This is a genomic window from Roseibium sp. (assembly GCF_965276855.1).
Taxonomy (GTDB): Bacteria; Pseudomonadota; Alphaproteobacteria; order Rhizobiales; family Stappiaceae; genus Roseibium.
This window is the reverse complement of the sequence record NZ_OZ255700.1, coordinates 1814245-1838539: the sequence shown is the minus strand read 5'-3', so window position 1 is coordinate 1838539 and position 24295 is coordinate 1814245. Positions and strand designations below refer to the sequence as shown.

The window sequence follows — 24295 nt, the reverse complement described above, 5'->3', positions numbered from 1 at the left end:
AATATGAAACTCACAACCAAACTTGTAAGCGGTCTGGCTCTCGGATTGATGATGACCGGAACTTCCCTGGCCGCCGAGCCGGAGAGCTGCAAGACCGTTCGCTTCTCCGATGTTGGTTGGACCGATATCACCGCAACCACTGCGGCCACGACCGTTGTTCTCGATGCGTTGGGTTATGACACTGAGGTCAAGATCCTGTCGGTTCCGGTGACCTACGCGTCTCTGAAGAACAAGGACATCGACATTTTCCTCGGCAACTGGATGCCGACCATGGAAGGTGACATCAAGGCATACCGCGAAGACGGCTCTGTTGAGACCGTCCGTGCCAACCTTGAAGGCGCCAAGTACACGCTCGCCGTTCCGCAATACACCTACGACAAGGGCCTGAAGAGTTTCCAGGATATTGCGAAGTTCAAGGACGATCTGGATGGCAAGATCTACGGCATCGAGCCGGGCAATGATGGCAACCGTCTGATCATTGGCATGATCGACGAGAACCTGTTTGGCCTGGAAGGTTTTGAAGTCGTCGAGTCTTCTGAACAAGGCATGCTGGCGCAGGTGTCCCGCGCTGAAAAGCGTGACAAGGACATCGTCTTCCTAGGCTGGGAACCGCATCCTATGAATGCCAACTTTGGCATGGCTTACCTCGAAGGCGGCGATGAAATCTTTGGTCCGAACTACGGTGGTGCAACGGTCTATACCAACGTGCGGGCCGGCTACACAAGCGAGTGCGCCAATGTCGGCAAGCTGCTCAACAATCTCGAGTTCTCTCTTGCGATGGAGAACGAGATCATGGGCGCAATCCTGAACGATGGTGAAGATCCGCAAAAAGCAGCCAAGGCATGGCTGAAAGCGCACCCTGCAACGTTCGAAGCGTGGCTCGACGGTGTCACCACATTCGACGGCGGAGAATCCATCGCTGCTGTCAAAGGCGACCTTGGTCTTTAACACCTGACAAACAGGCGCCGTGTCTCTCAGACCCGGCGCCTTTTCTTTGTCTGACACTTGAAAGTGGAGCGTCAGGTTGAACTGGCTGACAGATTACAAATTGCCGATTGGGCCATGGGCGCGGACCATGGTCGATTGGCTCACCGACAACGCCTATTGGGTGTTCGACGGCATCTCTGTGTTTTTGGAGACGCTGATCGACGGCATCTTGTGGCTGTTGCAAACCCCGCACCCGCTGGTCATCGTGGCACTTGCTGCAGGTGCGGGATATGCGGTTCACCGGAAGATCTCATTGGCGGCGTTCATTGCGGTTTCCCTGATGTTGATCATCAATCAGGGCTATTGGGAGGAAACCACAGAAACACTCGCCTTGGTGATTGCGGCCTCCGTGGTCTGTATGGCTGTCGGCATTCCCATTGGTGTGTATGGTGCGCATAATCCGCGGTTTTTTGCAGCCCTGCGGCCGGTCCTCGACCTCATGCAGACAATCCCGACATTCGTGTATTTGATCCCGGCCCTGATCCTGTTTGGGCTTGGCATGGTGCCTGGTTTGATCGCAACCGTGATTTTCGCCATTCCAGCCCCGATCCGGCTGACGCAGCTGGGTGTTTCTTCGACACCGACTGCCCTTCTTGAAGCAGGGGAAGCGTTTGGGGCAACCAAATCGCAGCTGCTCTGGAAAATCGAGCTGCCATATGCCCTGCCGCAGATCATGGCCGGCTTGACGCAGACCATTATGTTGTCCCTGTCGATGGTCGTGATTGCTGCACTTGTGGGCGCTGACGGTCTAGGCGTACCGACACTTCGCGCACTCAATACGGTGAACATCGCGCAAGGCTTTGAAGTCGGGGTTTGTATCGTCCTGATCGCGATTGTTCTGGACCGGTTTTTCCGTAAGGAAGAAGGAGGCAAATCATGAGTGCGTCTGAGAACACACCGGTTGTTTCCTTCAAGGATGTCGACATCGTTTTTGGCGACAACCCGAAATCTGCGTTGCCGTTGATCGATGCTGGTAAGACACGGCAGGAGATCCAGAAGGAAACGGGTCAGATCCTGGGTGTTGCCGGAGCAACCTTCGACATTTTCGAGGGCGAAGTCATCGTTCTGATGGGTTTGTCCGGGTCTGGGAAGTCGACTCTCCTGCGCGGCGTGAATGGATTGAACCCCGTCATCCGCGGGGAAGTGCAGGTCCATGACGGTGAGCGTTACATCAACCCTGAGACATGTTCGGAAGCTGAATTGCGTCAGCTGCGCCGCAGCCGGATCGGCATGGTCTTTCAGCAGTTCGGTTTGCTGCCTTGGCGTACCGTCTCTGAGAACGTCGGATTTGGTTTGGAGCTTGCCGGTGTTGCGCAAAAAGACCGCGACGCGAAGGTAAAAGAGCAGCTCAAACTCGTTGGTCTTGCAGGGTGGGGTGAAAAATACGTCCATGAACTGTCAGGCGGCATGCAGCAGCGCGTCGGCTTGGCCCGGGCGTTTGCAACCGATGCCCCCCTTCTTCTGATGGATGAACCGTTCTCGGCTCTTGACCCGCTCATCCGCGACAAGTTGCAGGACGAACTTCTGGATCTTCAGAAGGAACTTAACCGGACCATCATATTCGTTAGCCACGATCTGGACGAGGCGGCGAAGATCGGATCTCGTATCGCAATCATGGAGGGGGGACGGGTCATCCAGCTCGGCACGTCGCAAGAGATCGTGAAGAAGCCGGCAACGCCCTATGTGGCCGATTTCGTAAGCCACATGAACCCGCTCAATGTACTCCGGGCGCGCGATATTATGGTGCCGCCGGGAAGCATTCCCGGATCTATGGCCAATGCACCGACCTGCAAGGCCGACACGACCATCCGCGAGGTAGCTCGTCTGAAGAAAGACAGCACGGAGCCGGTCGTCGTCCAGCGTGACGGTGCCGTAGTCGGTGTGATCGGTGAAAACGAGCTGCTGGAGTGTATGCTCTAGATTACTCTACGTTCGGGCGAACGTCCGTTGATCTGGAACTAAAAACGAGGCCGCCTGGCCCCGTTTTCATGTTTGAATTTCGGCGCGGTATCGCGGCCTCAAAACTCAAAAAGCTTCAGAGGAGCTCGAGTTGAGCTGCCTGTTTGCCGCGGCCACGACGGTCGTCTTCGGCAACGAAAGAAATCTTTGCGCCTTCAACAGGTGTCCCAAGGCCTGCCTGTTCAAAAGCCGTCACGTGGACAAAAACGTCCTTGCCGCCGCTTTCCGGGGTGATGAAGCCGAAGCCACGGTCGTGATTGAAGAATTTAATGGTGCCGTTCTCGCGCATGGAGAAGCCTTTCCGTAGTTTGTGCAGGCAGCCGTTCCTGGGGAACCGAGCCGATAAACGAGAAGTCAAAAAAGAAACGGAAAGCTTGGCAGTTCAGAGCAGCACCCAAAAGGATGCTGCCGAAGGCAGTCTCACCGGGTCTAGTATCATGTCCCGTACAACGCAACTTGCGCTGATATTTCAAATGTAAGGGCGTCGGTAGCCGCCGACAAGGGAAAGAAGCCAGTTATTCTCAAACGAACTTTTGGGTGCCGCACCATGCTCGGACTGTGAGCGAGTTTGGAGCCGGATTGGATCAGCAAAACGAAAACCGCAGGGCTGTGATTGTGGTCACATCGCCAGAAATCGGCCCGGTCTAAGGTAACTTCATCAACTGAGGTGGAAGCGTAAGGCCTCAGGAGCTTGAAGGAGCAAGACCATGTTCAAGACTATTGTTACGACTTCCGCCGCAGTGACGATCGCCGCTGGTGCTATGATCTTCGCTGGTTCAAACACCGCTCAGGCCGGTAACGGCTGGGGCGTCGCCGCCGGGGTTGCCGGTGGTTTCGCAGCTGGCGCCCTTGTCGGGTCCGCGCTCTCGCAGCCTCGGTATGCTGGCCCTCCAACCTATTATTATGCACCGCGCCGCGTGTATCGCCCGGCTCCCGTCGTGACCTACCGTCCGGCCCCGTGGAGCAACGCCTGGTACAATTACTGCAGCAGTAAATACCGGTCCTTCAATCCGCGTACCGGTTACTACCTCGCATATTCCGGCAACTACCGGTTCTGCCGTTAACAGTAATAAGCTGGGCGCAATCACCAGCAGCCCCGTAGACTGGTTCGCCGATCTTCGGGGCTTATAACATGCGCCGGCTCAAGTGCCCGATTGCCGCTTCGCAGCCCGCATGACGGTTTCAAGCTGATTGAGAAACCGGGACCGGTCTTGTTTGGTGAAGCTGGGGCCGCCCTCGCGGATCTCGCCGATTTCCCTGAGGTGCGTGTTGAGGTCCCGCATGGCGAGGCGCATGCCAATTGCGTCTTCGCGAAATGGTTTGCCGTTCGGTGATAAGACCTGCGCCCCGGTCTTCACGCAGCGAGCTGCCAGCGGGACATCTGCGGTGATGACGACGTCTCCGGGACCGGAGTGGTACGCGATCCAGTTGTCGGCTTCGTCTGGTCCTTCTGGAACCACGACCCTTTCAATCAGATCTCCATCAGGCAGCCTCATCCAGCTGTTCGACACGAACACGATCCTGACGTTGTGGCGCTCTCCGACCCGGATTGTCTCATCCTTGACCGGGCAAGCGTCAGCGTCGACATAAAGAACGGTCATGAGGCAGGGTCCTTCTGTGACGGACGGTCAAGGAAGGCGCTGATACCCTCCGCCGCCGCTAAGCCGGTTGCGAAACAGGCCTGTAGAAGATAGCCGCCAGTGGGGGCTTCCCAATCAAGCATTTCACCGGAGACAAACACCCCCGGCATTTTGCGCAGCATGAGATGCGGATCGATCTCTGTGAGCGCGATTCCGCCTGCAGAGGAAATGGCGCGGTCGATATTGTACGTTGCCGTACAGGTGACCGGAACGTTTTTGATCAGCGCTGCGAGTTCCCCGGAGGTTTCCGGGAGGGGGCCACACTCCCGTAGGAGCGCCTGTTCGGCTGGCTGCAGCCCGGCGGTTTTTCTAAGAAATGTCGACATGGATTGCTTGCCCCGTGAACGATCGAGCTTTTCTCTCAAGGCCTCATGAGTAAGCTGTGGGCGCAAATCGATCGAAATGGGCGCGGCGCCAGTATCGTTGCGCAGCGTTCTGATCTCAGCGGACAAGGCATAAATCGCTCCACCTTCTAGGCCCTTTGCCGAGAGGATGGCTTCGCCCAAAACCGAGTGGGATCCGCAGGTGATCTTGATCCTTTTTAAGGGATGTCCGGCAAACCGCTGTGTGATGAACGCGCTCCAGGTAACATCAAAGCCGCAATTGGCCGGTTGAAAATCGACCACCTCAACCCCGGCGTCGCGCAAGACGGGAACCCAGGCAGCATCAGACCCAAGTTTCGGCCAGCTCGCCCCACCAAGGGCCAGCAAGACTGCGCGGGCAGGCATTGGTGATGGTGCCTCGTTGTCTCTTGAAATCAACGCATTGCCATCTTGGGAGAACCCGCGAAACGCAGAGCGGGTGAGGAGGCGGACACCGCTGTCGTCCAAACGCCGAAGCCACGCACGCAGAAGCGGGGACGCTTTCATGGACTTAGGAAAGACACGGCCACTCGTCCCAACAAAGGTCTCTTGACCGAGCCCTTCGCACCAATCGATCAGGGCTTTGGGCGGAAAATCGGAGATGAGAGGTTTGATAAAGTTTTCGGCCTCGCGATACCGGCTGACAAACGTTTCCAACGCTTCGCTGTGGGTCAAATTCAGTCCGCCGCGTCCAGCCATGAGAAATTTCCGGGCCGGCGATGGCATTCGGTCCACCACAACGACGTCATACCCCTTGGCAGACAGGTGTTCGGCTGCAAACAGTCCAGCTGGACCAGCTCCGATGATCAATGCATCTATCATGCGGGCCTTATAATCCGAATGTATTTCCAAAAACCATAACCGATTGATAAAGGCTCAAGTTGTAAAAGTTGAATTCGGTGTTCAATCTCAAGAATTTATTATTTGTCTTGTGAAATGCTTTCGGGATTGAACAGGTTCTTTTGTGGGTCGAGGTATTTGTTTAGGCACTAGGAGAGCGCACTTGGTGATGAAACGAGAAGAGATAATTGTCGTCGTGGATCCCGATGTCTCCGTGCAATCGGCCATGACAAAACTATTCTCAGAGCATCACGCGCTTTCTTGTTTTTCAGACGCCGAAGCTGCGATTGAGTTTCTTAAAAAGCATCCTGCAACAGCGGTTGTCTTTTCTTGTTACAATTTCCCTGAATACGATGGCGTTGCGTTCTTAAGTGAATGTGCAGTGGTTGCGCCTCAAGCTGCCCGGATCATGCTCACACGTGAGGGATCGAAGGACGTTATCAAGAAGGCGCTCAATGAGGGCCATGCCTTCATGTATCTTGAGAAGCCCTGCCAAAGAGCGGAAATCATATCCGCTCTTGAGGCCGGCCTCTCTCATCATCGGCAATTGGCAAAAGAGCGGGCTCTGCTCGAGCGGACCTTATCGGGGTCAGTCAAGATGCTGATCGAAATGCTGTCCGTGTTCCACCCGGAAGCGTTTCGACGGACCCCGATCATTCGCCAGCAGGCGGTCCGGCTTGCCAAGGAGATCGGGCTTAAAAAGACATGGGAATTGGAAATGGCCGTGATGCTGTCGCCACTTGGCGAAGCCATGTTGCCCAAGGAGATCCTGTCCCGGTACCGGGCAGCCCGTAACCTCAGCGACGAGGAGCGGTCCATTTTGGCGAAGGCCCCGGAACAAACGCGCGATCTGCTTCAAAACATCCCGCAGCTCGAGCGTGTGGCCGATTACCTATATCTATCAGCTTGTGGCTACGATGGCTCCGGGTTCCCGGAAAACGGCCCGGAGGGCGACAAGATCCCGCTGGTGTCCAGGATCCTGAAGCTGCTCACCGACCTGTGGTACGCATCCCCAGAAGGGGGACCGGATGCAGCAGCTTTTGACGCGTTGATGATCAACTGGCGGCAATATGATCCGCGGCTACTGGAATTGGCCAAAGAGATCCTTTTGAAAGAAAAGCCTGCGGAACAGCAAACTCTCTTTCAGCATTGCTACATCCGTTCACTCCGGCCCGGGGATATCCTTGTCGATGATGTGCGGACTGAAACATCTTTTGAGTTGGTTCTGGCCCGCGGGCATCTGCTCACACCGACGATGATCCGGCGGTTGGAACACTTTAACAAAACCTCCGGTGTGCGGCAGCCGATCCGTGTGAGGCGATCCAAAGCCGCCGAACCGGTCCTCAACGAAACCGCTTGAAGCTATTTTCGGTCGCTCTTTTTCAACAGCTCGGCTTCATAGGCCTTGGCGACACGCAGAAAACGTCCGTGCGCATAGTTCATTGCCAGAATGAAGCCCCACCAGCCGTAATTGCGGTACTTCCGGACAAAATAACCTTTAAAGAAGCTGACCGGAAATTCGGTCAAGAGCCGGTATCTCGGTATTTTCCGGCCTCGGTCCAGCATGTCCTGAACCTGCATATCTGAATAGCGGTTGTATTTGCCGACGCTGAATTCCAGGGACCTGTCGGACCGGTGGGCCATGATACCTTTGAGGTCACCTAAGGTCGCACCTTCCTGCGGTCGGACAGTGTCGTGAACGGTAGAGTCCGAGAAGCGACCCTTGCGGCGGTCATACAGCCGGATTTGGTTGTAGCCGTAGGCCCAAGGCGCCGGTTCCGTTTCATGGGGAAACGTATCCCGGATCATGATCCGCCATGCATCTGCATCCAGGTAACTCTGATCATCGAATTTTGCTCGGATCTCGGCTGCAAGCGCTGGCGTGATTTCCTCATCCGCGTCCAGGTTAAGCAGCCAATCGTTCCGGCACTGGTCTTCGCCGAAGCGTTTTTGCAGGCCATAGCCCGGCCACTCATTAAACACGACCCTTGCACCAAGGGCTTCGGCAACCGGTACCGTCTCATCTTCCGAGCCGCTGTCAATAACGATGACTTCATCGACCCAGTCGACAACGCTTTTGATTGCAGCCGGGATCCGGTCCGCCTCATTTTTCGCGATGATGAATGCGGACAATGGAAGGCGTTGGGTCATTGGATATCCGGGGTCGTTGCGCCTGCTATCCGGAACACATCCGGCGCGCTGTTTTAGCTGTGCAAGTATGGATTTTGAAGAGGTAACAAGGCCTGTTCTTTCAAAACGCTGCATTTGAAAACTGGAGGTGTAAGGGCAACACATTCGTGGCTGCAAAAAAATAGCCCCGCAATGCGGGGCCAAAAATCAGATCAAAAAAGAACCAAAACAGTCATTTGCTCTAAACGAGCCCTTAGGTACTCAACTTCTGTGACAAACAAATGACCCGGCAGATACGGCTTTGGCATCCTACCGGCAAAGTAAATTCAAAAGTTCTGTATCGGGATTTTATATTAAAGTAAACATCTGAAATAAAACATAAAAAGCATTTTGAATGACGTTTAGGTCAATTACTTCTTGCAAAGCAACATCGAAGCTGGGAGTGTAAGGTCAAATTGAAAGGCTCTGTGACCTTGTTAGCGCAGTTCGGAACACGAATTGCGCAGCATGACCGCGCAGAGCTTTCAGGTTTGGAGGAAACGTTATGACTGCTGCAATGGTTGGATGGGCACATCTGCCTTTCGGGAAACACTCTGACGAAACAGTTGAAAGCATGATCGTGAAAGCGGCGACAGACGCCATTCACGATGCAGGCATTTCTCCTGAGGATGTCGACGAGATTGTTCTTGGCCACTTCAATGCCGGGTTTTCGGCGCAGGACTTTACGGCCGCGCTTGTCTTGCAGGCCAATCCCGCGCTCCGGTTCACCCCGGCAACACGGGTCGAGAACGCCTGTGCGACCGGTTCTGCCGCTGTCCATCAGGGCGTCCGCGCGGTGTCGTCCGGTGCCGCGCGATTTGTGCTCATTGTCGGTGTGGAGCAAATGACGACTACGCCGGGGCCGGAAATCGGCAAAAACCTTCTGAAGGCGTCATACTTGAAAGAGGATGGCGACACACCGGCAGGATTTGCGGGAGTTTTTGGCAAGATCGCGGATTCCTACTTTCAGAAATACGGCGATCAGTCCGATGCTTTGGCAAAGATTGCTTCCAAGAACCACAAGAACGGTGTGGGTAATCCTTATGCGCAGATGCGCAAGGATTTGGGCTATGAGTTCTGCCGGGATGAGAGCGAGAAAAACCCGTTTGTGGCAGGCCCGCTAAAGCGGACCGATTGTTCGCTCGTCTCAGATGGCGCTGCAGCCATGGTCCTGACAGATCCGGCAACAGCGCTCGGCATGAAAAAGGCCGTTGCCTTCCGCGGTCTCGCCCATGTGCAGGACTTCCTGCCGATGTCGAAGCGCGACATCCTGAAATTCGAAGGTTGTTCAAAGGCCTGGGGGCAAGCACTCGGAGACGCAAACCTTGCGATTGACGATCTTTCATTTGTCGAGACCCACGACTGCTTCACCATTGCCGAGTTGATCGAATACGAGGCGATGGGCCTGACCAAAGAGGGCGAAGGCTCACGCGCTGTTCTTGAGGGCTGGACCGAAATGGACGGCAAATTGCCGGTCAACCCGTCCGGCGGTCTGAAGGCCAAAGGCCACCCGATTGGCGCTACGGGCGTTTCCATGCATGTTCTGACGGCCATGCAGCTGACCGGGACGGCTGGCGATATCCAAGTGAAAAACGCGGAACTCGGCGGTATCTTCAACATGGGCGGCGCAGCTGTCGCCAACTATGTCTCGATCCTTCAGTCTATGAAATAAGCCAGACATTTTTGTTGGACCGAACAAGCCGGCCAAGCGCCGGCTTGTTTTGTTTCTACTAGGTGCATACCCCGCCATGCTTTAGCCGAAGGCCCCCTTGCGTCGCCCTCGAACGCATGATTTGACCAACACATGAGAAAACCACTAAAAGGCGCGGTTGCCGCGGGTCATACCCTCACAGCGGAAGCTGGCGCAGAGATGCTGCGCGAAGGCGGAAGTGCCGTTGATGCCGCCATAGCCGCTTTGGCCATGGCCTGTGTTTGCGAACCGGTTCTTGCGTCTCCTGGTGGCGGCGGTTTTGCCATGATCCGGGACGGGAACACGGGAAAAACACAGCTCCTCGATTTCTTCACGCAAACGCCGCTTGAAAAGCGCGGTAACGCTGAGGATGGATTTCAGACGATCGAGGCTGATTTCGGACCGACCAAACAGATCTTCCATATTGGTCCGGCCTCCGTGGCCACGCCCGGATTTTTGGATGGGCTGGATGCTCTTTCAAAACGAGGCGCGCGCCTCACGCATAAAGAGCATTTTGCACCGGCTATTGAGGCGGCCTCTTCCGGCTTCAAACTCACCGGATATCAATCGTATCTGTTCACCGTTGTTGCGCCTATCCTTATGGCAACAGAAGCCTCCCGCGCCTTGTTCGCGCCGGTAGGTCAGCTTCAAAGTGTAGGCGAAACCTTCGTCAATCCCGGGCTTGCAGAGACGTTCCGTGTTCTAGGCCGAGCCAGCTGGCGCGACAGCAAAATAGCTGAAGCGCTGCTGGAAGAGCAGGCGGCCAACGGACATCTTTCCGAGGCAGATCTATCGGCTTACAAGGTTGAAGAGCGGGAACCGCTCGCTTTGGACGTGGGCGAAGCACGCGTGTTTTTAAACCCGCTTCCAGCTGCCAGCGGCACTTTGATCCAATATGCATTTCAACATCTTGAAGACTGTACGCCGGTGTCCCTGGCAACTGCGTTGAACGCTGCAGATGAAGCGCGCGTCTCAGCGCGGGGTGATCTCAGCGCACTCTTGAAGCACCCTTTGCGTCAGAACGGAACCACACATATTTCGGCTGTCGATGCAGACGGCAATGCGTGTTCAGTCACGGTTTCCAACGGGACCGGATGTGGCGAGGTCGTCAACGGGTTCGGCTTCATGCTGAACAACATCCTGGGCGAGGAGGATGTGAACCCTGGAGGGGCTGTTGGGTGGCCGGTGAATACCCGCCCGGCCTCCATGATGTGCCCGACTGTTCTGGAGACGCCAGATGGGCGATTGATTGCGCTCGGCTCGGGCGGTTCCAGCCGCATCAGGTCGGCTGTTTTCCAAGCCGTAGCGCGGCTGAGTTTTGGTGGCGCGACGCTGCTGCAAGCTGTTCAAATGCCACGTCTTCATATCGAGAACGGTCACCTGGATGTCGAAGCTGGATTGGAACAGCGTCAACTGGAAGACCTGATAGACGCGTTTTCAGATCACCGCATTTGGGCGGAGCCAAACATGTTCTTCGGCGGCGTGCATGCGGTTCAAAAAACTGGAAACGGAGAGTTTGAAGGCATTGGTGATCGCCGCCGGGAAGGCTCTGTAGTCATAGTGGACTGAGTGGCTGTCCAACCGCCCAAGAGCCGGAAAATTCCGGCGCTCGAGCGCAATCCGTCGCCATTACTGAATGGCCGCCATGGCGCGGCTGAAGCCGGTCAGCGGAACGTCGATCTTCTGGCGCTGGTTGGCTGAAGCGGCAAAGTCGATTTGCAGCTGCGCTCCGGCCTTCATCGCTTCAATCATGGCATCGGTTGCCGGTGCGCTGATATAGCAGCCGCGTTGATCGCATGTGCTGATGGTCATGTCGCCGATTTGTGTGCCATCAACGGTCAGTTTGACCTTCCCAGGAAGATAAAACCCGAGTGGAGCCTGCATCTGGAAGACTGGCGCGGCATTGTTCCCCGGATAGATGATATCCACCTTGAAGAGCAACTGACCGCTTTCCTTCACGCGAAGGCTTTGGCTGGCCTCGCACGTCAACGCTTCTGCGGACCGGGAGGCACCGGCACATCTTGTTTGCCAGAGTTCGCCCTGCTCAGCCTGCTGGGCATTGACTGGGGTTCCCTGAAGAAACATGACGGTGAGGGCCGCGGTAAGCGTAAGCGAAAAGCGCATGATGTGACTCACAGATTGGCGATTGGTTGGTCTTGGGAGAAGAAAACCGGCAAGTGCGGCGGGCTGAAACTGGCAGCCTCACTTGACCCTATAACTCGTTTTTTCGACTCATTTGTTAGCCTGAAACGGGACTCAATTCCTAGCCCCCAGACCGGAAATTCCGACTGTCACAATCGATCGGCATCCATAGAATTAGGAAGGTGGCCGAGCTTTCTGCAGTAACGCCATGCCCGAAGCCCGATCGGCGTATTTGGACAGTCCAATGAATGCGCGCATCGCCGAAGTGGCAAATCAGGAAAATCTTTTCCGCTATCCCCTTCGGCTTTGAAATCCCGTACCCGGCGCTTCTCTTCGCCACCCCTTACATTCAGGTTATCAAATTGGGATTGGAGACCCTTGCTGATGGCAAGCCGCAGATCACAGACAGAAAAAGCATGCAAGAAGCCGGAAGACCGGCTGGATGTCTTCCCGGCTTTCATGAAGGTCGCGGGCAGGCGTGTTGTCGTTGTCGGACATGGCGGCGAAGCTGCGGCCAAGGTGCGCCTTCTGGGCGAAACCAATGCGGAAATCGTCGTTGTCGGTCAAGACATCGATCACGAACTGCAGTCCGCCGTCGATCTGTTCTCCGCGATCCATATCGCCGAAGACTTCAAGCCAAGACATCTGACCAATGCGGCCATGGTCTTCTCCGCAAGGGAAGACTGGGATCTGGACAAGGCGGTCATTGATGCGGCCCGGATCATGGGTGTCCCGGCCAACGCGGTCGACAAGCCCGAGATCTGCGATTTCTACACCGGCGCACTCGTCAACCGCGCACCCATTGCCGTTGCGATCACGTCAACCGGCGTCGGGCCGGTTCTGGCACGACACATCCGCGCGCGGATCGAGGGCATGTTGCCCCGCTCGACCGGCGCGCTTGCAAGGCTTGCCGAGAGTTTCCGTGATGCGGCGTCAAAAGTCATCTCCGACGGCAACCTGCGACGGAATTTTTGGGCCCGGTTTTTCTCCGGCTCAGTCGCAACCAATCTTTATGCGGGTAAGGCAGATGTTGCGCGTGCCGAAGCGCAGCGCCTGTTGAACAGCATGGCCGATGAGCCGGGGTTTGTGTGGTTGGTGGGTGCCGGGCCTGGAGCTGAGGATCTTCTCACGCTTCGGGCTCAGCGCCTTCTTCAGGAGGCTGACGTCATTGTCCATGATGCCTTGGTCCCGGCCGATGTGGTGGCCATGGGGCGCCGGGATGCGGAACGGATTTCCGTCGGCAAGCGCAAGGGCGCTCACTCCGTGCCGCAATCCGAAATCAGTGAACTTCTGGTCAAGCTGGGATCCGAAGGCCTCAAGGTTGTCCGCTTGAAAGCCGGGGATCCGATGATCTTTGGCCGGGCGGCAGAAGAAATGGAGGCGCTCCGCGCCGGCGGGATCGGCTTTGAAATCGTTCCCGGTGTGACAGCAGCCTTTGCCGCCGCAGCCTCGGCGCAGATCCCGCTGACGTTGCGCGGTGTGGCCTCCAACCTGGTCTTTGCCACAGGTCATAATGCGAAGTCGGAGACACTGCCTGATTGGGCAGGTCTGGCGCTAAAGGGCGCAACCGTTGCCGTCTACATGGGTCGGACCGTTGCAGCGTCCGTCGCGGACCGTCTCATTGGCGCGGGCATGACCCCATCCACCCCCGTTGCGGTCATCGAGAATGCCGCGCATCCCGATGAACGTCAGTTTGCCGGTGATCTGTCAGAGCTTGCGGTCCTGTCGAACCGCGCTGAGATCGATGGCCCGGTTTTGATCGTGATTGGCGAGGCCGTCGGCCATGCCGCCCTTGAACAGGCCGAACCGCTGGCGCCGCAGCTCGTGCGCGCTGTTGCTGCGGCTTGAGGAGAGAAGTTTATGAAAGTCATTACAGCCAATCGCCTTTTGGATGGCGATGTCGTCTGGCTCGGTGAAAATGATGTTTGGGTCGAGCGTGTCACGCTGGCTCGAACCTTTGACGGCAAGGATGCTGTTGCCGAAGGCCTTTCCATTGGCGCAGCGGCAGAAAAAGACCAGAAGGTCGTCGGCGTCTACGAGATGGATGTGACCATTGAAGACGGCGTCATTGTCCCCGTGCGCTTGCGCGAACGTATCCGGGCGAAAGGTCCGACCACCCATCCCCAATTCGGAAAACAGGCTCAGGCCGTTTCCGCCTGACATGAGCACACGCGGCGGGCAGCGCCAGATCGAGCAGCGCCCGGCAGGAGAGACAGATGTACCGTTACGATGAATTTGACGCGAGTTTCGTCAACCAGCGCACAGAACAGTTCAAGGACCAGGTCCGCCGCCGCATGGTCGGTGAATTGTCCGAGGACGAGTTCAAGCCGCTGCGCCTGATGAACGGCCTTTACCTGCAGCTTCATGCCTACATGCTGCGTGTTGCCATTCCCTATGGCACGCTGAACGGTCGGCAGATGCGCAAGCTGGCGCATATTGCTCGGACCTATGACAAGGGCTATGGCCACTTCACGACGCGGCAAAACATCCAGTTCAACTGGCCGAAGCTCGAGGACACTCCGAAGATCCTCGAAGAGCTGGCGGAAGTGGAGATGCACGCCATCCAAACCTCCGGGAACTGCATCCGCAACGTGACCGCTGACCATTTTGCCGGCGCTGCAGCCGACGAAATCGCGGATCCACGTCCCTATGCGGAGATCTTGCGTCAGTGGTCCTCGCTCCATCCGGAGTTTTCGTTCCTGCCACGCAAGTTCAAGATCGCGATTACCGGCGCACCGAATGACCGCGCGGCCGTTCAGGTGCATGACATCGGTCTGCAGTTGACCCGCAACGAGGCCGGTGAGATCGGTTTTGAGGTCTTTGTTGGCGGCGGCCTCGGCCGCACACCGATGATCGGCCGCAAGGTCCGCGACTTCCTTCCCGAAGAAGACCTGCTTGCCTATTCCGAGGCAATCCTGCGCGTATACAACCGCTACGGCCGCCGGGACAACAAGTACAAGGCGCGGATTAAGATCCTTGTGCATGAAACCGGCTTGGAAGACCTGAAAGCGGATATCGAAGGTGAATTTGAGAAGATCCGCTACGGTGTTCTTCGTCTGCCGGACGAAGAAGTGCGTCGGATCGAAGCTTACTTTGCGCCTCCTCCGCTCGAGGTCGGGTCAGACATCTCGTCCAAGGTCGAAGTGCGCCGTGAGACGGACGCTGCTTTTGCACAGTTCCTTGCCCACAATCTCAATCCGCACCGCGTGCCGGGCTACACATCCGTGACCCTGTCTATGAAGCCGATCGGCGGTATCCCGGGCGATGCATCCGATGCGCAGATGGATGTGATTGCGGATCTTGCCGAACGGTATGGACAGGATGAAATCCGGATTTCCCATGAGCAGAACGTGATCCTGCCGCATGTGAAACTGGATGACCTGCCGGCTCTGTTCGACCAGTTGGTCGCAGCGGACATTGCCGAGGGCAACGCCGGGCTGATCACCGACATCATTGCCTGCCCGGGCATGGATTACTGCGCGCTTGCAACGGCGCGCTCAATCCCTGTGGCTCAACGGATTTCCGAACGCTTCGGCACAGCTGAGCGTCAGGCCGAAATCGGTGAGCTGAAGATCAAGATTTCAGGCTGCATCAACGCCTGTGGGCACCACCATGTTGGTCACATCGGCATTCTCGGTCTGGAGAAAAAGGGCGAGGAGTTCTACCAGGTGACGCTGGGTGGCTCGGCCAACGAGAACGCATCGATCGGCGAAATCGTCGGGCGCGGGTTCTCCTCTGAAGAAGTCGTCGACGCGATTGAGACACTGGTCGACACCTATCTTGAACTTCGGTCCGGTAAGCACGAAACCTTCCTAGATGCGTACCGCCGGGTCGGGGAGGCGCCATTCAAGGAGGCCCTTTATGGCGCTGCATGAGACCTTCAGCCTCGGTGTTGATCCGGAACTCGGGCTTCAGGCGGAAATTGCCGCGCTGAACGCCCAGTTCGAGGATGCCGTTGCGCAGGACATCCTTCAGGCGTCCATACGGCACCAATTCGCCGGGGAAATCGCCATGGTATCCAGCTTTGGGGCAGATTCTGCGGTGCTCTTGCACATGGTTTCGCAGGTGGATCCATCCACGCCGGTATTGTTCGTCGATACGGTGAAGCTGTTTCCGGCAACAATCCTTTACCGGGATGAGTTGGTTGCCAAGCTTGGCCTCACCGATGTGCGCACGTTCAAGCCATCCAAGGATGACCTTGCCGAAAAAGACCCAGCCGGCATGCTCTGGATGAGCGATACGGATGCGTGTTGTCACATTCGCAAGGTCGTGCCGCTCGAGCGCGCATTGCATGGTTTTGAAGCCTGGATTTCGGGCCGTAAACGCCATCAGAGCTCGACACGGTCTGAGTTGGATTTTTTCGAAATCGACGCCGGGCGAGTCAAGATCAATCCGCTCGCCGACTGGTCAGCGGCTGACGTCCTGGACTATGCGAAGAGCCACGACCTGCCGCCGCACCCGCTGGTCGCCGAAGGCTATCCGTCAATCGGTTGCTTGCCCTGCACAAGCAAGGTGGCGCCGGGCGAAGATCCGCGCGCGGGGCGTTGGCGCGGACAAGACAAGACTGAGTGCGGCATTCATTGGCCGACCCATGGCAAGGAAATTGACGGCAGCGGCATTTGAGCTGCATCGCTGAGAGAGTTTGAGGACGCTTAGAAATGGCAACGATCTACAAAGACGGTGAGTTCGTCGAGGAAACCTGGGTCAGGGCAGACAGTGAAACCGGTCCGGTTGCAGACGGGGATCTGCTGGTCCCGGTGTCGCTGTTCCTTGAAGCGCCGGGAGCGTACCTAAGCCGCGCCGGGAAAACGGCGTTGCTGGTCGAGGCCGGGGAAAAAGTCGGACTTGCTGCGGAACATTTGCGCAAATTTGCGTATGTCGCTGTGGCTTTTCCGAGCTTCGCCGATGGCCGTGGATTCTCCACGGCCCGCGACCTGCGGGAGCACCTGAATTATCAGGGCGATATCCGCGCGGTTGGCAATTACATCCTGGACCAGGTGCCGCTCGCCCGCCGTTGCGGTGTCTCCAGCTTCGAGATCTCCAAGCCGGAAGTGCTGAGAGCTCTGAAAGCCGGGGAGTGGCCAGAAGTCACCAAGTACCTGCAGCCGGCTTTCGGCTCGATCGAAGAAATCCCGGAAGGCACCCGGCCTTGGGCCCGCCGCTCGCACCGGGATGTAGCCATCGCGGCAGAATAGCTGCGCAAACAATGAGCACTGATAAAAAAGACCGGGGCCAGCGCTGCTGCCCCGGTCTTTTTGTTTATTCAAAGCTCGCCTTAAAGGCCGCGCCAATCTCCGCTAGGGCCTTGTTCCGGGCTTGGAACTCTGCCTCATTTTCGGTGACATAAACGGCAAGAGCGACGGGTGTGTGGTTGGGCGGCCAGATGATCGCAATGTTGCCGCGGGAACCATAAGCTCCGGCACCTGTCTTGTCTCCGATGCGCCAGTCATGCGGCAGGCCTGCACGAAGCGTTGCATCACCGACCTTGTTCGCCTCTAACCATTGTATCAGTTGTTTGCGGGACGATACGCTCAACTCATCCGAAAACAGGACCTTGTAAAGAGACTGAGCTGCGGCCAACGGTGTGGTGGTATCGCGTGGATCGCCTGGAGTTCCTTCGTTCAAGCTTGGCTCATAGCGGTCCAGGCGGGTGACGTCATCGCCGATGGAGCGCATGTAGGTCGTCACCCTGATTGGACCGCCAAGTTCCTCCAGAATGATATTCGCAGATGTGTTGTCGCTGATCGTGATGGTCGCCTCGCAGTGATCGGCGAGAGTCATATCCGCTGTGTTGATATGTTTTTCTGTAACCGGCGAATAAGAGACGATCATATCGCTGGTGATTATGCTGCGCTGATCGAGACTGCTCTGCTTCTTGTCGACCCGGTCCAGCAGTGCCGCGCAGGCAAAGGCCTTCATGGTGCTGTTCATCGGGAACCGATCGTCGCCATTATAGTTCCAGTTCAGCCCGCTGGCCGGATCGAAGACGGCAACGCCAATGCGTGTGTTCAAACGGCTTTCGATCGCCTTGGCGGCTTTGGAAAGTGGCGCCGGATCGAACTCTGGTCCACCGGAATACGCTGATCCTTGAAGAGCCAGAAACAAAGCGGCTGCGCCCAACGTGAGCGCTTTGGGAAACGTCATGAGAAGTGTCCATTCGTTTTCAATGATGGGCGCTCCAGCCGCGGTTCTGAAGCAATGCCGATCGGTGAAGAGGAATATGATTGCAGCTCAAGGGATCGACAAATGATGGTTTCTCTGGTTAGGCATGAGAATAACTTAGCCTTGGATAGGCCTTCATGAATATTTCGCAATTGCCGTTGAACGCTCTTCGGGCGTTTGAAGCGTCTGCGCGCCTTGGAAGTTTCACAAAGGCGGGCATGGAACTGCGGGTATCCCAGACCGCCGTCAGCCATCAGGTAAAGTCGCTTGAGACAATTCTGGGTGTGTCGCTGTTTGACAGATTGCCACGTGGCGTCGTGCTGACAGATGAAGGCCAGACACTTCTACCAGTCCTAAGCGATGCCTTTGGCCGAATGAGTGCAACGCTTAGCCGCTTCGAACATGGCAATTTTCAAGAGGTGCTCACGATCGGTGCCGTTTCTACTTTCGCTTATGGCTGGCTGATTGATCGGCTCACTAGTTTTTCGCAGGCTTATCCCGATGTCGATGTGCGGCTGAAGACCAACAACAACCGGGCCGATTTTCTTGAAGATGGCCTCGACTACTTTATCCGGTTTGGAGATGGGGCCTGGCACAGCACCAATGCGGTTCAGTTGATCAATTCGCCTTTGTCTCCGGTTTGCGCACCTTCAATGGCGGAAGCCCTGAAGTCACCCGCTGACCTAAAGGCTGTTCCGCTCTTGCGGTCGTATAGGTTGGATGAATGGAGCCGGTGGTTTGAGGCGGTAAATGTGGAACCACCGAGCATTAGAGGTTGGATGTTTGATTCATCGGTGACAATGGCTGCCGCAGCCGCCAAAGGCGCAGGTGTTGCGCTCGTACCTGTGACGATGTTTCGGGAGGAGTTGGAGACGGGCCGGCTGAAACAGCCATTCCCGCAAACCGTATCGCTCGGTCGGTACTGGTTGACCTGGTTGAAATCCCGCAATGAAACACTGGCGATGCGCCAGTTCAGGGATTGGATCGAAGGGCAGGCTTCAGCTTCCTAAAGCCTGCCCGATGGTGTCAGCCCATCCACCCATCGCGCTTTAAGATGCGATAGGTATCGTTCAGTGTTTTTTCCGCAGTCGCGACTAGATGATCTGCCTCTTCGTGGGACAGCACCAAAGGCGGTGAGATGATCATGCTGTCACGAACGGCGCGCATCACCATCCCATGTTCAAACGAAACATCGCGGCACAGCGTGCCGGGCACGCCGACATCTGAGAATTTCTTGGTCGGGTTCTTTTTGTCCGGGACCAATTCCAGAGCGCCAACCAAACCCGTCATGCGGGCTTCACCAACGAGGTCATGCTCGCCGAGTTTCAGCCAACGTTCCTTGAGATACGGACCAATATCGGTCTTGACCCGGTCCACCAGTCTTTCGCGTTCAATGATCTCCAAGTTTGCGAGCGCGGCAGCGGCACAGACCGGATGTCCGGAATAGGTATAGCCGTGGTTGAAGTCATCACCGGCCAGCATCAAGCCTTCGACGACGCGGTCAGAAACCAGAACACCACCCATCGGCAAATAGCCGGAGGTGAGCCCTTTGGCGATCGGCATCAGATCTGGCTTCATGCCGTAATAGGTTGAGCCGAACCATTCTCCCAAACGGCCAAAGCCGCAAATGACCTCATCCGACACAAACAGGATGGCGCGTTCCTCAAGGATGCGTTTGACCTCAGGCCAGTAGGTTTCCGGCGGGATGATAACGCCACCCGCACCCTGGATGGGTTCTGCAATGAAGGCCGCGACCTTGTCCTCGCCAATCTGGTCGATGGCTTCCTCTAGTTTTCGGGCCACATGAACACCGAAGTCTTCCGGGCTCATGTCCTGACCTTCACCGAACCAGTAGGGCTGGTCGATATGGCGGACACCAGAAACAGGCAGATCCCCTTGTGCGTGCATGGCTTTCATGCCGCCAAGGCTGGTGCCGGCGAGGGTCGAACCGTGATAGCCGTTCCAGCGGCCGATGATCACCTTCTTGTCCGGCTTGCCCATCTTGTCCCAATAGGTGCGCACCATGCGGAACACAGTGTCGTTCGCTTCCGAGCCGGACGAGCAGTAGAAAACGGTGTTAATATGATCGGGCGCGAGCTTGGCGAGCTTTTCCGACAAAGCGATTGCGGGTGGGTGGGTCGTCTTGAAGAACGTGTTGTAATAAGCCAACTCGTTCATTTGTTTGGTGACGGCCTCGGTGATTTCCGAGCGGCCGTGTCCGACCTGTACGCACCAAAGCCCGGCCATTCCATCGAGGATCTTGTTGCCGTTGGAATCCGTCAACCAGACACCATCTGCGCTGGTAATCACCCGGCTGCCTTCGGCGTTCAGAGACTTCATGTCCGAAAACGGGTGCCAATGGTGTGCGGCGTCCAGTTCCTGAAGCGCCTTGGTCGGATAGATGTTGGAATGGGCAGTCATAAAAGGATGCTCCGGAAGAAGGCCAATCACACGTTCAGCAGAAGGTATTCCCGCTCCCACGGGCTGATTACCGACATGAAGGTTTCGAATTCTTCGTATTTGATGGCGCGGTAAGTCGCGACGAACTTCTCTCCAAAGACCTCGATCATGTCTTCAGAGTTTTCGAACAACGTAAGAGCTTCCGGCAATCCGCGCGGCAGAGATTTTGTGAGCTCGGTGCAATCATCCATGCGGGGCGCATCCGGTTTCAGGCCCTTGACGATCCCGAGATAGCCGCAAGCTAGAGATGCCGCGATTGCAAGGTAGGGGTTTGCGTCAGAGCCGGGGATACGATTTTCCAGGCGCCGCGCATCCGGACTTGAATACGGCACGCGCAGCCCGACTGTCCGATTGTCATAGCCCCAGTACACGTTGACCGGCGAGGTCGAGGTCTTTGAGAACCGGCGGTAGGAATTCACGAAGGGCGCCATTATTGGGGTGACCTGCGGCAGATATACCTGATGCCCGGCAATGAAGGACAGGAATGCCTCCGTTTCCATGCCGTTCTCGCCGGCAAAGATGTTCTGACCGGTTTCCTTGTCGATCACCGATTGGTGGATGTGCATCGCCGACCCGGGCTGGTTCGACATCGGTTTCGACATGAAGGTCGCATACATCTCATGCCGCAGCGCGGCTTCCCGGATCGTGCGCTTGAACAGGAATACCTGATCTGCAAGCTCCAGCGGATCGCCGTGGCGCAGGTTGATCTCCATCTGCGCAGCGCCTTCCTCATGGATCATTGTGTCGATTTCCAGTCCCTGCTTTTCAGAAAGGTCATAGATGTCGTCGATCAAGTCGTCGAATTCGTTGAGGGCCGAAATCGAATAGGACTGACGGCCAACCTCAGGACGGCCGGAGCGACCTGTCGGCGGTTCCAGCGGATAGTCGGGATCGGTGTTGGGACGGACCAAATAGAACTCGATTTCCGGCGCGACGACCGGTTTCCAGCCCTTGTCATCATAGAGTTTAAGAATATGCCGCAAAACGTTGCGCGGGGCGGTTTCAACAGGGGCCCCTTCGCGGGTGTAGGCATCATGAATGAGCTGCGCCGTTGGGTCGCTTTCCCAGGGCACTGTCGTCAGTGTGCTGTAGTCCGCCCGGAAATAGAGGTCGCCGTCAGTCGGATTGTGTTGGAAGCGCTCGTCGTCCTCCGGATAGTCGCCGGAAATCGTCTGCGCGAAAATCGAGGCAGGCATGGTCATGACAGGGCCGGAAAAGAATTTTTCCGTCGGCATCATCTTACCCCGGGCAACGCCCGCCAGATCCGGAACGATACACTCGATATCCTGAATGTTCCGATGATTAAGCCAATCTCGCGCGGCATCAACGTCTGAAACGCCGCGGAGACTTTCTTCCTTGTGCGGGGTCGAATGGGCAGGTGGGGTTTCAGTCACGCGAGGCTCCAGAGATTTTTGTCCGTGATCGGCGGAATCGAACAGCCGTGAAAATCACGAAATAGCCGCTGTTCAATGGCTATCCGAATGTCGTCAGAACTATTTTGTGATCACAAAATGACACAAGGTCGGGGCGGGATCAACCGGGCTCTTCGCCTTGAAGAATTTCCCGGCCGAGGAGGCCCATGCCATCGGCGATATCTGCCGTGATCGCTTCACGCAGTTTATTGGCATCTTGCACTTCGATCGCACGAATGGCGGCCTTGTGCTGGTCGATCAAGTTCACTGTGCCAACCCGCCCGTAGACGGTGCGCATGAAGGGGGCGAACTGTAGCCAGAGACTGTCGATCAGCGGCAACAAAACACGGGAGCCGGATGCTCGATAGATATGGAAGTGAAAGGCGTGGTTCAGCCGCATATAGGCTTCCGCATCGCCAGAGCTCAGCCGCACGTCAATGTCGTCATCAATGCGCCTCAGTTCTGCAATGTCGCCGGAACTAAGGTGAGGCATGGCGCGTACGGACAGTTCCGGTTCGAGCAGGAGACGGGCCATCAACACCTCGTCAAATCGCTCCGGTGTCATGTCGGGAACCTGGATGCGCCCATTGGGTTTGACTTCAAGAGCGTTTTCAGCAGCCAGCCGTTGAAGCACCTCGCGCACCGGCATCGGGCTGACCCCGAGCTCTGCTGCAAGACCCCGCAGCGTTACCGCCTTTCCGGGAATAAACCGTCCGGTCAGCAGGCCAGATCGCACAGCGATATCCACTTGATCGCGGGTTGCGCTGCGCGTTGAAGCGGTCGTTTGGGTCTTATCAGGACCCGCATTGAGTGCGGAGCGCCGGACCGGCAATAGTGATATCCTTCTACGTCGGATTTGCGAATTCATCGCGATTGTCTTGACAGTCTATCTAGAAAGTGATCACATTTTTTTCGATACCGCAATCATAAGCTGGTGGTCCAAAGAACCAACAAGGCCAGCAGAAACACAGGACGTAAATGAACGAGCTTCCTCACCAGATTCTGGAACATCCGGCGGAGCCCGGTTGGAAGTCGGCTTTCGAAGCCTTTTTGGAAGAACATCCAGACTTGGATACACTCGAAGTAGTTCTGCCGGATACGAACGGGGTTCTACGCGGAAAATGGCTGCCCGGAAAAGCGCTGGCGAAAGTCTTCGAAGGCGGTGTCGCGTTTCCTTATTCCCTGTTCGGGCTGGACGTGTGGGGCCGGGAAGTTGAAGCGACCGGTATGCACCTGGAAACTGGCGACAAGGATGGTGTGTGCTGGCCAATTCCGGAATCTTTAAAGCTCGTCCCGTGGGCGGATCGAAAGACCGCTCAGGTGCTGTTGTCGATGTACGATCGCGATGGTGAACCTTTCCTCGCTGATCCGCGGCATGTTCTTGAAAACACCGTGGCGCAGATGAAGGAAGAGTTCGGCGTTACAGCCACATGCGCCTTTGAGCTGGAGTTTTACCTTTTCGAGGAGAGTGACGGCGACTGGACCGAGCAGCCCAAGCCTTTGTTCTCGACCCATCTCGGGCCAGCACGGCAAAACATGTATGCACTTTCAGATCTGGAAGCGTTGTTGCCAGTGGTCGATGACTTGCGTAAGGCCTGCGAGGCGCAGGGCATTCCTGCAGACGCAGCCGTTTCGGAAGCCGCGCCCGGACAGTTTGAACTGAACTTGCATCACCGGAACAATCCGCTTTTGGCCGCCGATGATGTCGTGCTTCTTCGCCGCCTTGTTGCCGGCGTTGCGCGAAAACACGAACTGAAAGCGTCCTTCATGGCCAAGCCGTTTGTGGAATGGCCCGGCAATGGCATGCATGTTCATGTCTCGATGGAAGATGATAACGGCAACTTGTTTGCAGATCCGGAACATGGCCGCGAGAGGCTTGGATATGCGATCAATGGCTTGTTGAAGACGATGCCGGAAGCTCTGTTGCTCTTCATCTCAACATTCAACGGGTTCCGGCGCATGCAACCGGGATCCTACGCTCCGGCATCAATCTGCTGGGGGTTTGACAACCGTTCTGTGGCTCTACGGGTTCCCGCTTCTTCTCCAGAGGCCGCACGCGTGGAGCACCGGATTGCAGGCGCGGATGCCAATCCATATCTGGTTCTCACCGGGATCCTTGCAGGCATGATGGAGGGGCTGCGTCTGAAGAAAGATCCACCAGCGGCAGTAACGGGCAATGCGTATGAAAAGCGCAAAAAACGCCTGACGCCTTGGATGGACGAAGCCATTGATGCGTTTGAGGCTTCCAAATTGATGAAGAAGGCGGTCGGTCCTGAAATGCACAAAGTGCTGACGGAAATCAAACGGGAAGAATTGAACGAGTTCGGCCGTGAAATTTCCTCACTCGAACGACAGACATATCTGTAAGCAAACCGGAAAACGAACATAAGCTAAGCAGGCTTGCCCAAAATCGACTCTGGACAAAAATACCGTGCGTGGCAAAGTTCGCGTCAAACCAAAGGGAACCGCAAA

General features: G+C 56.4%; 23 protein-coding genes. 14 read left to right on the top strand and 9 right to left on the bottom strand.

Features of this window, described 5'->3' with window-relative positions:
* The first annotated feature begins 3 nt into the window (after window positions 1–3).
* The 3 genes from ACQY4Z_RS08390 (at window position 4) to choV (ending at window position 2907) form a co-directional block, all read left to right on the top strand.
* Window positions 4–948, top strand: a complete 945-nt coding sequence (locus ACQY4Z_RS08390) for a choline ABC transporter substrate-binding protein (protein WP_428528336.1) — start codon at window positions 4–6, stop codon at window positions 946–948.
* Window positions 949–1024: 76 nt separating this feature from the next.
* Window positions 1025–1867 (top strand): choline ABC transporter permease subunit, encoded by an 843-nt coding sequence (gene choW, locus ACQY4Z_RS08385; RefSeq protein ID WP_133948595.1) that lies wholly within the window; start codon window positions 1025–1027, stop codon window positions 1865–1867.
* Window positions 1864–2907 (top strand): choline ABC transporter ATP-binding protein, encoded by a 1044-nt coding sequence (choV, locus tag ACQY4Z_RS08380; protein WP_209172564.1) that lies wholly within the window; start codon window positions 1864–1866, stop codon window positions 2905–2907. The genes choW and choV overlap by 4 nt, the downstream gene beginning before the upstream one ends.
* Before the next feature lie 115 nt (window positions 2908–3022).
* Here choV and ACQY4Z_RS08375 read toward each other — a convergent pair whose 3' ends face one another.
* On the bottom strand, window positions 3023–3235 hold the full coding sequence (locus ACQY4Z_RS08375) for a cold-shock protein (RefSeq protein WP_133948591.1): 213 nt from the start codon (window positions 3233–3235) through the stop codon (window positions 3023–3025).
* Window positions 3236–3653: 418 nt separating this feature from the next.
* On the opposite strand from ACQY4Z_RS08375, the gene ACQY4Z_RS08370 reads away from it, so the two are divergent.
* On the top strand, window positions 3654–4010 hold the full coding sequence (locus ACQY4Z_RS08370) for a BA14K family protein (RefSeq protein ID WP_428528333.1): 357 nt from the start codon (window positions 3654–3656) through the stop codon (window positions 4008–4010).
* A 78-nt stretch (window positions 4011–4088) separates the two neighbouring features.
* Here the strand turns inward: ACQY4Z_RS08370 and ACQY4Z_RS08365 are convergent, their stop codons facing one another.
* Together ACQY4Z_RS08365 and ACQY4Z_RS08360 are read right to left on the bottom strand one after the other, a co-directional pair.
* Entirely contained in the window at window positions 4089–4547 is a 459-nt protein-coding gene (locus tag ACQY4Z_RS08365; protein ID WP_428528330.1) for a YaiI/YqxD family protein, read from the bottom strand.
* On the bottom strand, window positions 4544–5770 hold the full coding sequence (locus tag ACQY4Z_RS08360; protein ID WP_428528328.1) for an NAD(P)/FAD-dependent oxidoreductase: 1227 nt from the start codon (window positions 5768–5770) through the stop codon (window positions 4544–4546). Before ACQY4Z_RS08360 ends, ACQY4Z_RS08365 begins: the two co-directional genes overlap by 4 nt.
* 187 nt (window positions 5771–5957) lie before the next feature.
* On the opposite strand from ACQY4Z_RS08360, the gene ACQY4Z_RS08355 reads away from it, so the two are divergent.
* Complete coding sequence (locus ACQY4Z_RS08355; RefSeq protein ID WP_428528326.1) at window positions 5958–7148, top strand: HD domain-containing phosphohydrolase; 1191 nt, start codon at window positions 5958–5960, stop codon at window positions 7146–7148.
* 2 nt (window positions 7149–7150) lie between these two features.
* Here the strand turns inward: ACQY4Z_RS08355 and ACQY4Z_RS08350 are convergent, their stop codons facing one another.
* The gene (locus tag ACQY4Z_RS08350; RefSeq protein WP_428528324.1) at window positions 7151–7939 is read right to left on the bottom strand and encodes a glycosyltransferase family 2 protein; all 789 of its coding nucleotides are present in this window, start codon (window positions 7937–7939) and stop codon (window positions 7151–7153) included.
* Between the two features lie 523 nt (window positions 7940–8462).
* Between ACQY4Z_RS08350 and ACQY4Z_RS08345 the strand changes: the two genes are divergently transcribed.
* Complete coding sequence (locus ACQY4Z_RS08345) at window positions 8463–9629, top strand: acetyl-CoA acetyltransferase (protein WP_428528322.1); 1167 nt, start codon at window positions 8463–8465, stop codon at window positions 9627–9629.
* A 132-nt stretch (window positions 9630–9761) separates the two neighbouring features.
* Complete coding sequence (locus ACQY4Z_RS08340) at window positions 9762–11216, top strand: gamma-glutamyltransferase (RefSeq protein ID WP_428528320.1); 1455 nt, start codon at window positions 9762–9764, stop codon at window positions 11214–11216.
* A gap of 60 nt (window positions 11217–11276) precedes the next feature.
* Here ACQY4Z_RS08340 and ACQY4Z_RS08335 read toward each other — a convergent pair whose 3' ends face one another.
* A complete protein-coding gene (locus ACQY4Z_RS08335; protein WP_409689009.1) occupies window positions 11277–11771 on the bottom strand; it encodes an invasion associated locus B family protein in 495 nt (164 codons plus the stop codon).
* A gap of 402 nt (window positions 11772–12173) precedes the next feature.
* Between ACQY4Z_RS08335 and cysG the strand changes: the two genes are divergently transcribed.
* Genes cysG through ACQY4Z_RS08310 form a run of 5 tightly spaced genes read left to right on the top strand, consistent with a single transcriptional unit; the run spans window position 12174 to window position 16984 of the window.
* Window positions 12174–13637 (top strand): siroheme synthase CysG, encoded by a 1464-nt coding sequence (cysG, locus tag ACQY4Z_RS08330; RefSeq protein WP_428528318.1) that lies wholly within the window; start codon window positions 12174–12176, stop codon window positions 13635–13637.
* 12 nt (window positions 13638–13649) lie between these two features.
* Window positions 13650–13949, top strand: coding sequence for a DUF2849 domain-containing protein (locus tag ACQY4Z_RS08325; protein ID WP_209179295.1), 300 nt, complete (start codon window positions 13650–13652; stop codon window positions 13947–13949).
* A gap of 56 nt (window positions 13950–14005) precedes the next feature.
* Window positions 14006–15664, top strand: coding sequence for a nitrite/sulfite reductase (locus ACQY4Z_RS08320; RefSeq protein ID WP_428528315.1), 1659 nt, complete (start codon window positions 14006–14008; stop codon window positions 15662–15664).
* The gene (locus ACQY4Z_RS08315) at window positions 15651–16412 is read left to right on the top strand and encodes a phosphoadenylyl-sulfate reductase (protein ID WP_428528313.1); all 762 of its coding nucleotides are present in this window, start codon (window positions 15651–15653) and stop codon (window positions 16410–16412) included. The genes ACQY4Z_RS08320 and ACQY4Z_RS08315 overlap by 14 nt, the downstream gene beginning before the upstream one ends.
* A gap of 35 nt (window positions 16413–16447) precedes the next feature.
* Window positions 16448–16984, top strand: a complete 537-nt coding sequence (locus ACQY4Z_RS08310; protein ID WP_428528311.1) for a DUF934 domain-containing protein — start codon at window positions 16448–16450, stop codon at window positions 16982–16984.
* A gap of 64 nt (window positions 16985–17048) precedes the next feature.
* Here the strand turns inward: ACQY4Z_RS08310 and bla are convergent, their stop codons facing one another.
* Window positions 17049–17933 carry a class A beta-lactamase gene (bla, locus tag ACQY4Z_RS08305; protein WP_428528309.1) on the bottom strand — a complete coding sequence of 295 codons (885 nt, stop codon included), beginning with the start codon at window positions 17931–17933 and terminating at the stop codon, window positions 17049–17051.
* A 155-nt stretch (window positions 17934–18088) separates the two neighbouring features.
* Between bla and ACQY4Z_RS08300 the strand changes: the two genes are divergently transcribed.
* The gene (locus ACQY4Z_RS08300; protein WP_428528307.1) at window positions 18089–18961 is read left to right on the top strand and encodes a LysR substrate-binding domain-containing protein; all 873 of its coding nucleotides are present in this window, start codon (window positions 18089–18091) and stop codon (window positions 18959–18961) included.
* Window positions 18962–18977: 16 nt separating this feature from the next.
* Here the strand turns inward: ACQY4Z_RS08300 and ACQY4Z_RS08295 are convergent, their stop codons facing one another.
* The 3 genes from ACQY4Z_RS08295 to ACQY4Z_RS08285 all read right to left on the bottom strand — a co-directional run bounded on the left by ACQY4Z_RS08295 (window position 18978) and on the right by ACQY4Z_RS08285 (window position 22559).
* Window positions 18978–20372, bottom strand: coding sequence for an aspartate aminotransferase family protein (locus tag ACQY4Z_RS08295; protein ID WP_428528305.1), 1395 nt, complete (start codon window positions 20370–20372; stop codon window positions 18978–18980).
* Between the two features lie 26 nt (window positions 20373–20398).
* Entirely contained in the window at window positions 20399–21805 is a 1407-nt protein-coding gene (locus ACQY4Z_RS08290; protein ID WP_428528303.1) for a glutamine synthetase family protein, read from the bottom strand.
* A gap of 139 nt (window positions 21806–21944) precedes the next feature.
* Window positions 21945–22559: a GntR family transcriptional regulator gene (locus ACQY4Z_RS08285; RefSeq protein WP_428528301.1), complete on the bottom strand. Its 615-nt coding sequence runs from the start codon at window positions 22557–22559 to the stop codon at window positions 21945–21947.
* A gap of 242 nt (window positions 22560–22801) precedes the next feature.
* Here ACQY4Z_RS08285 and ACQY4Z_RS08280 point away from each other — a divergent pair, with 242 nt between their 5' ends.
* Window positions 22802–24190, top strand: a complete 1389-nt coding sequence (locus ACQY4Z_RS08280) for a glutamine synthetase family protein (RefSeq protein WP_133948556.1) — start codon at window positions 22802–22804, stop codon at window positions 24188–24190.
* Window positions 24191–24295 lie beyond the last annotated feature (105 nt).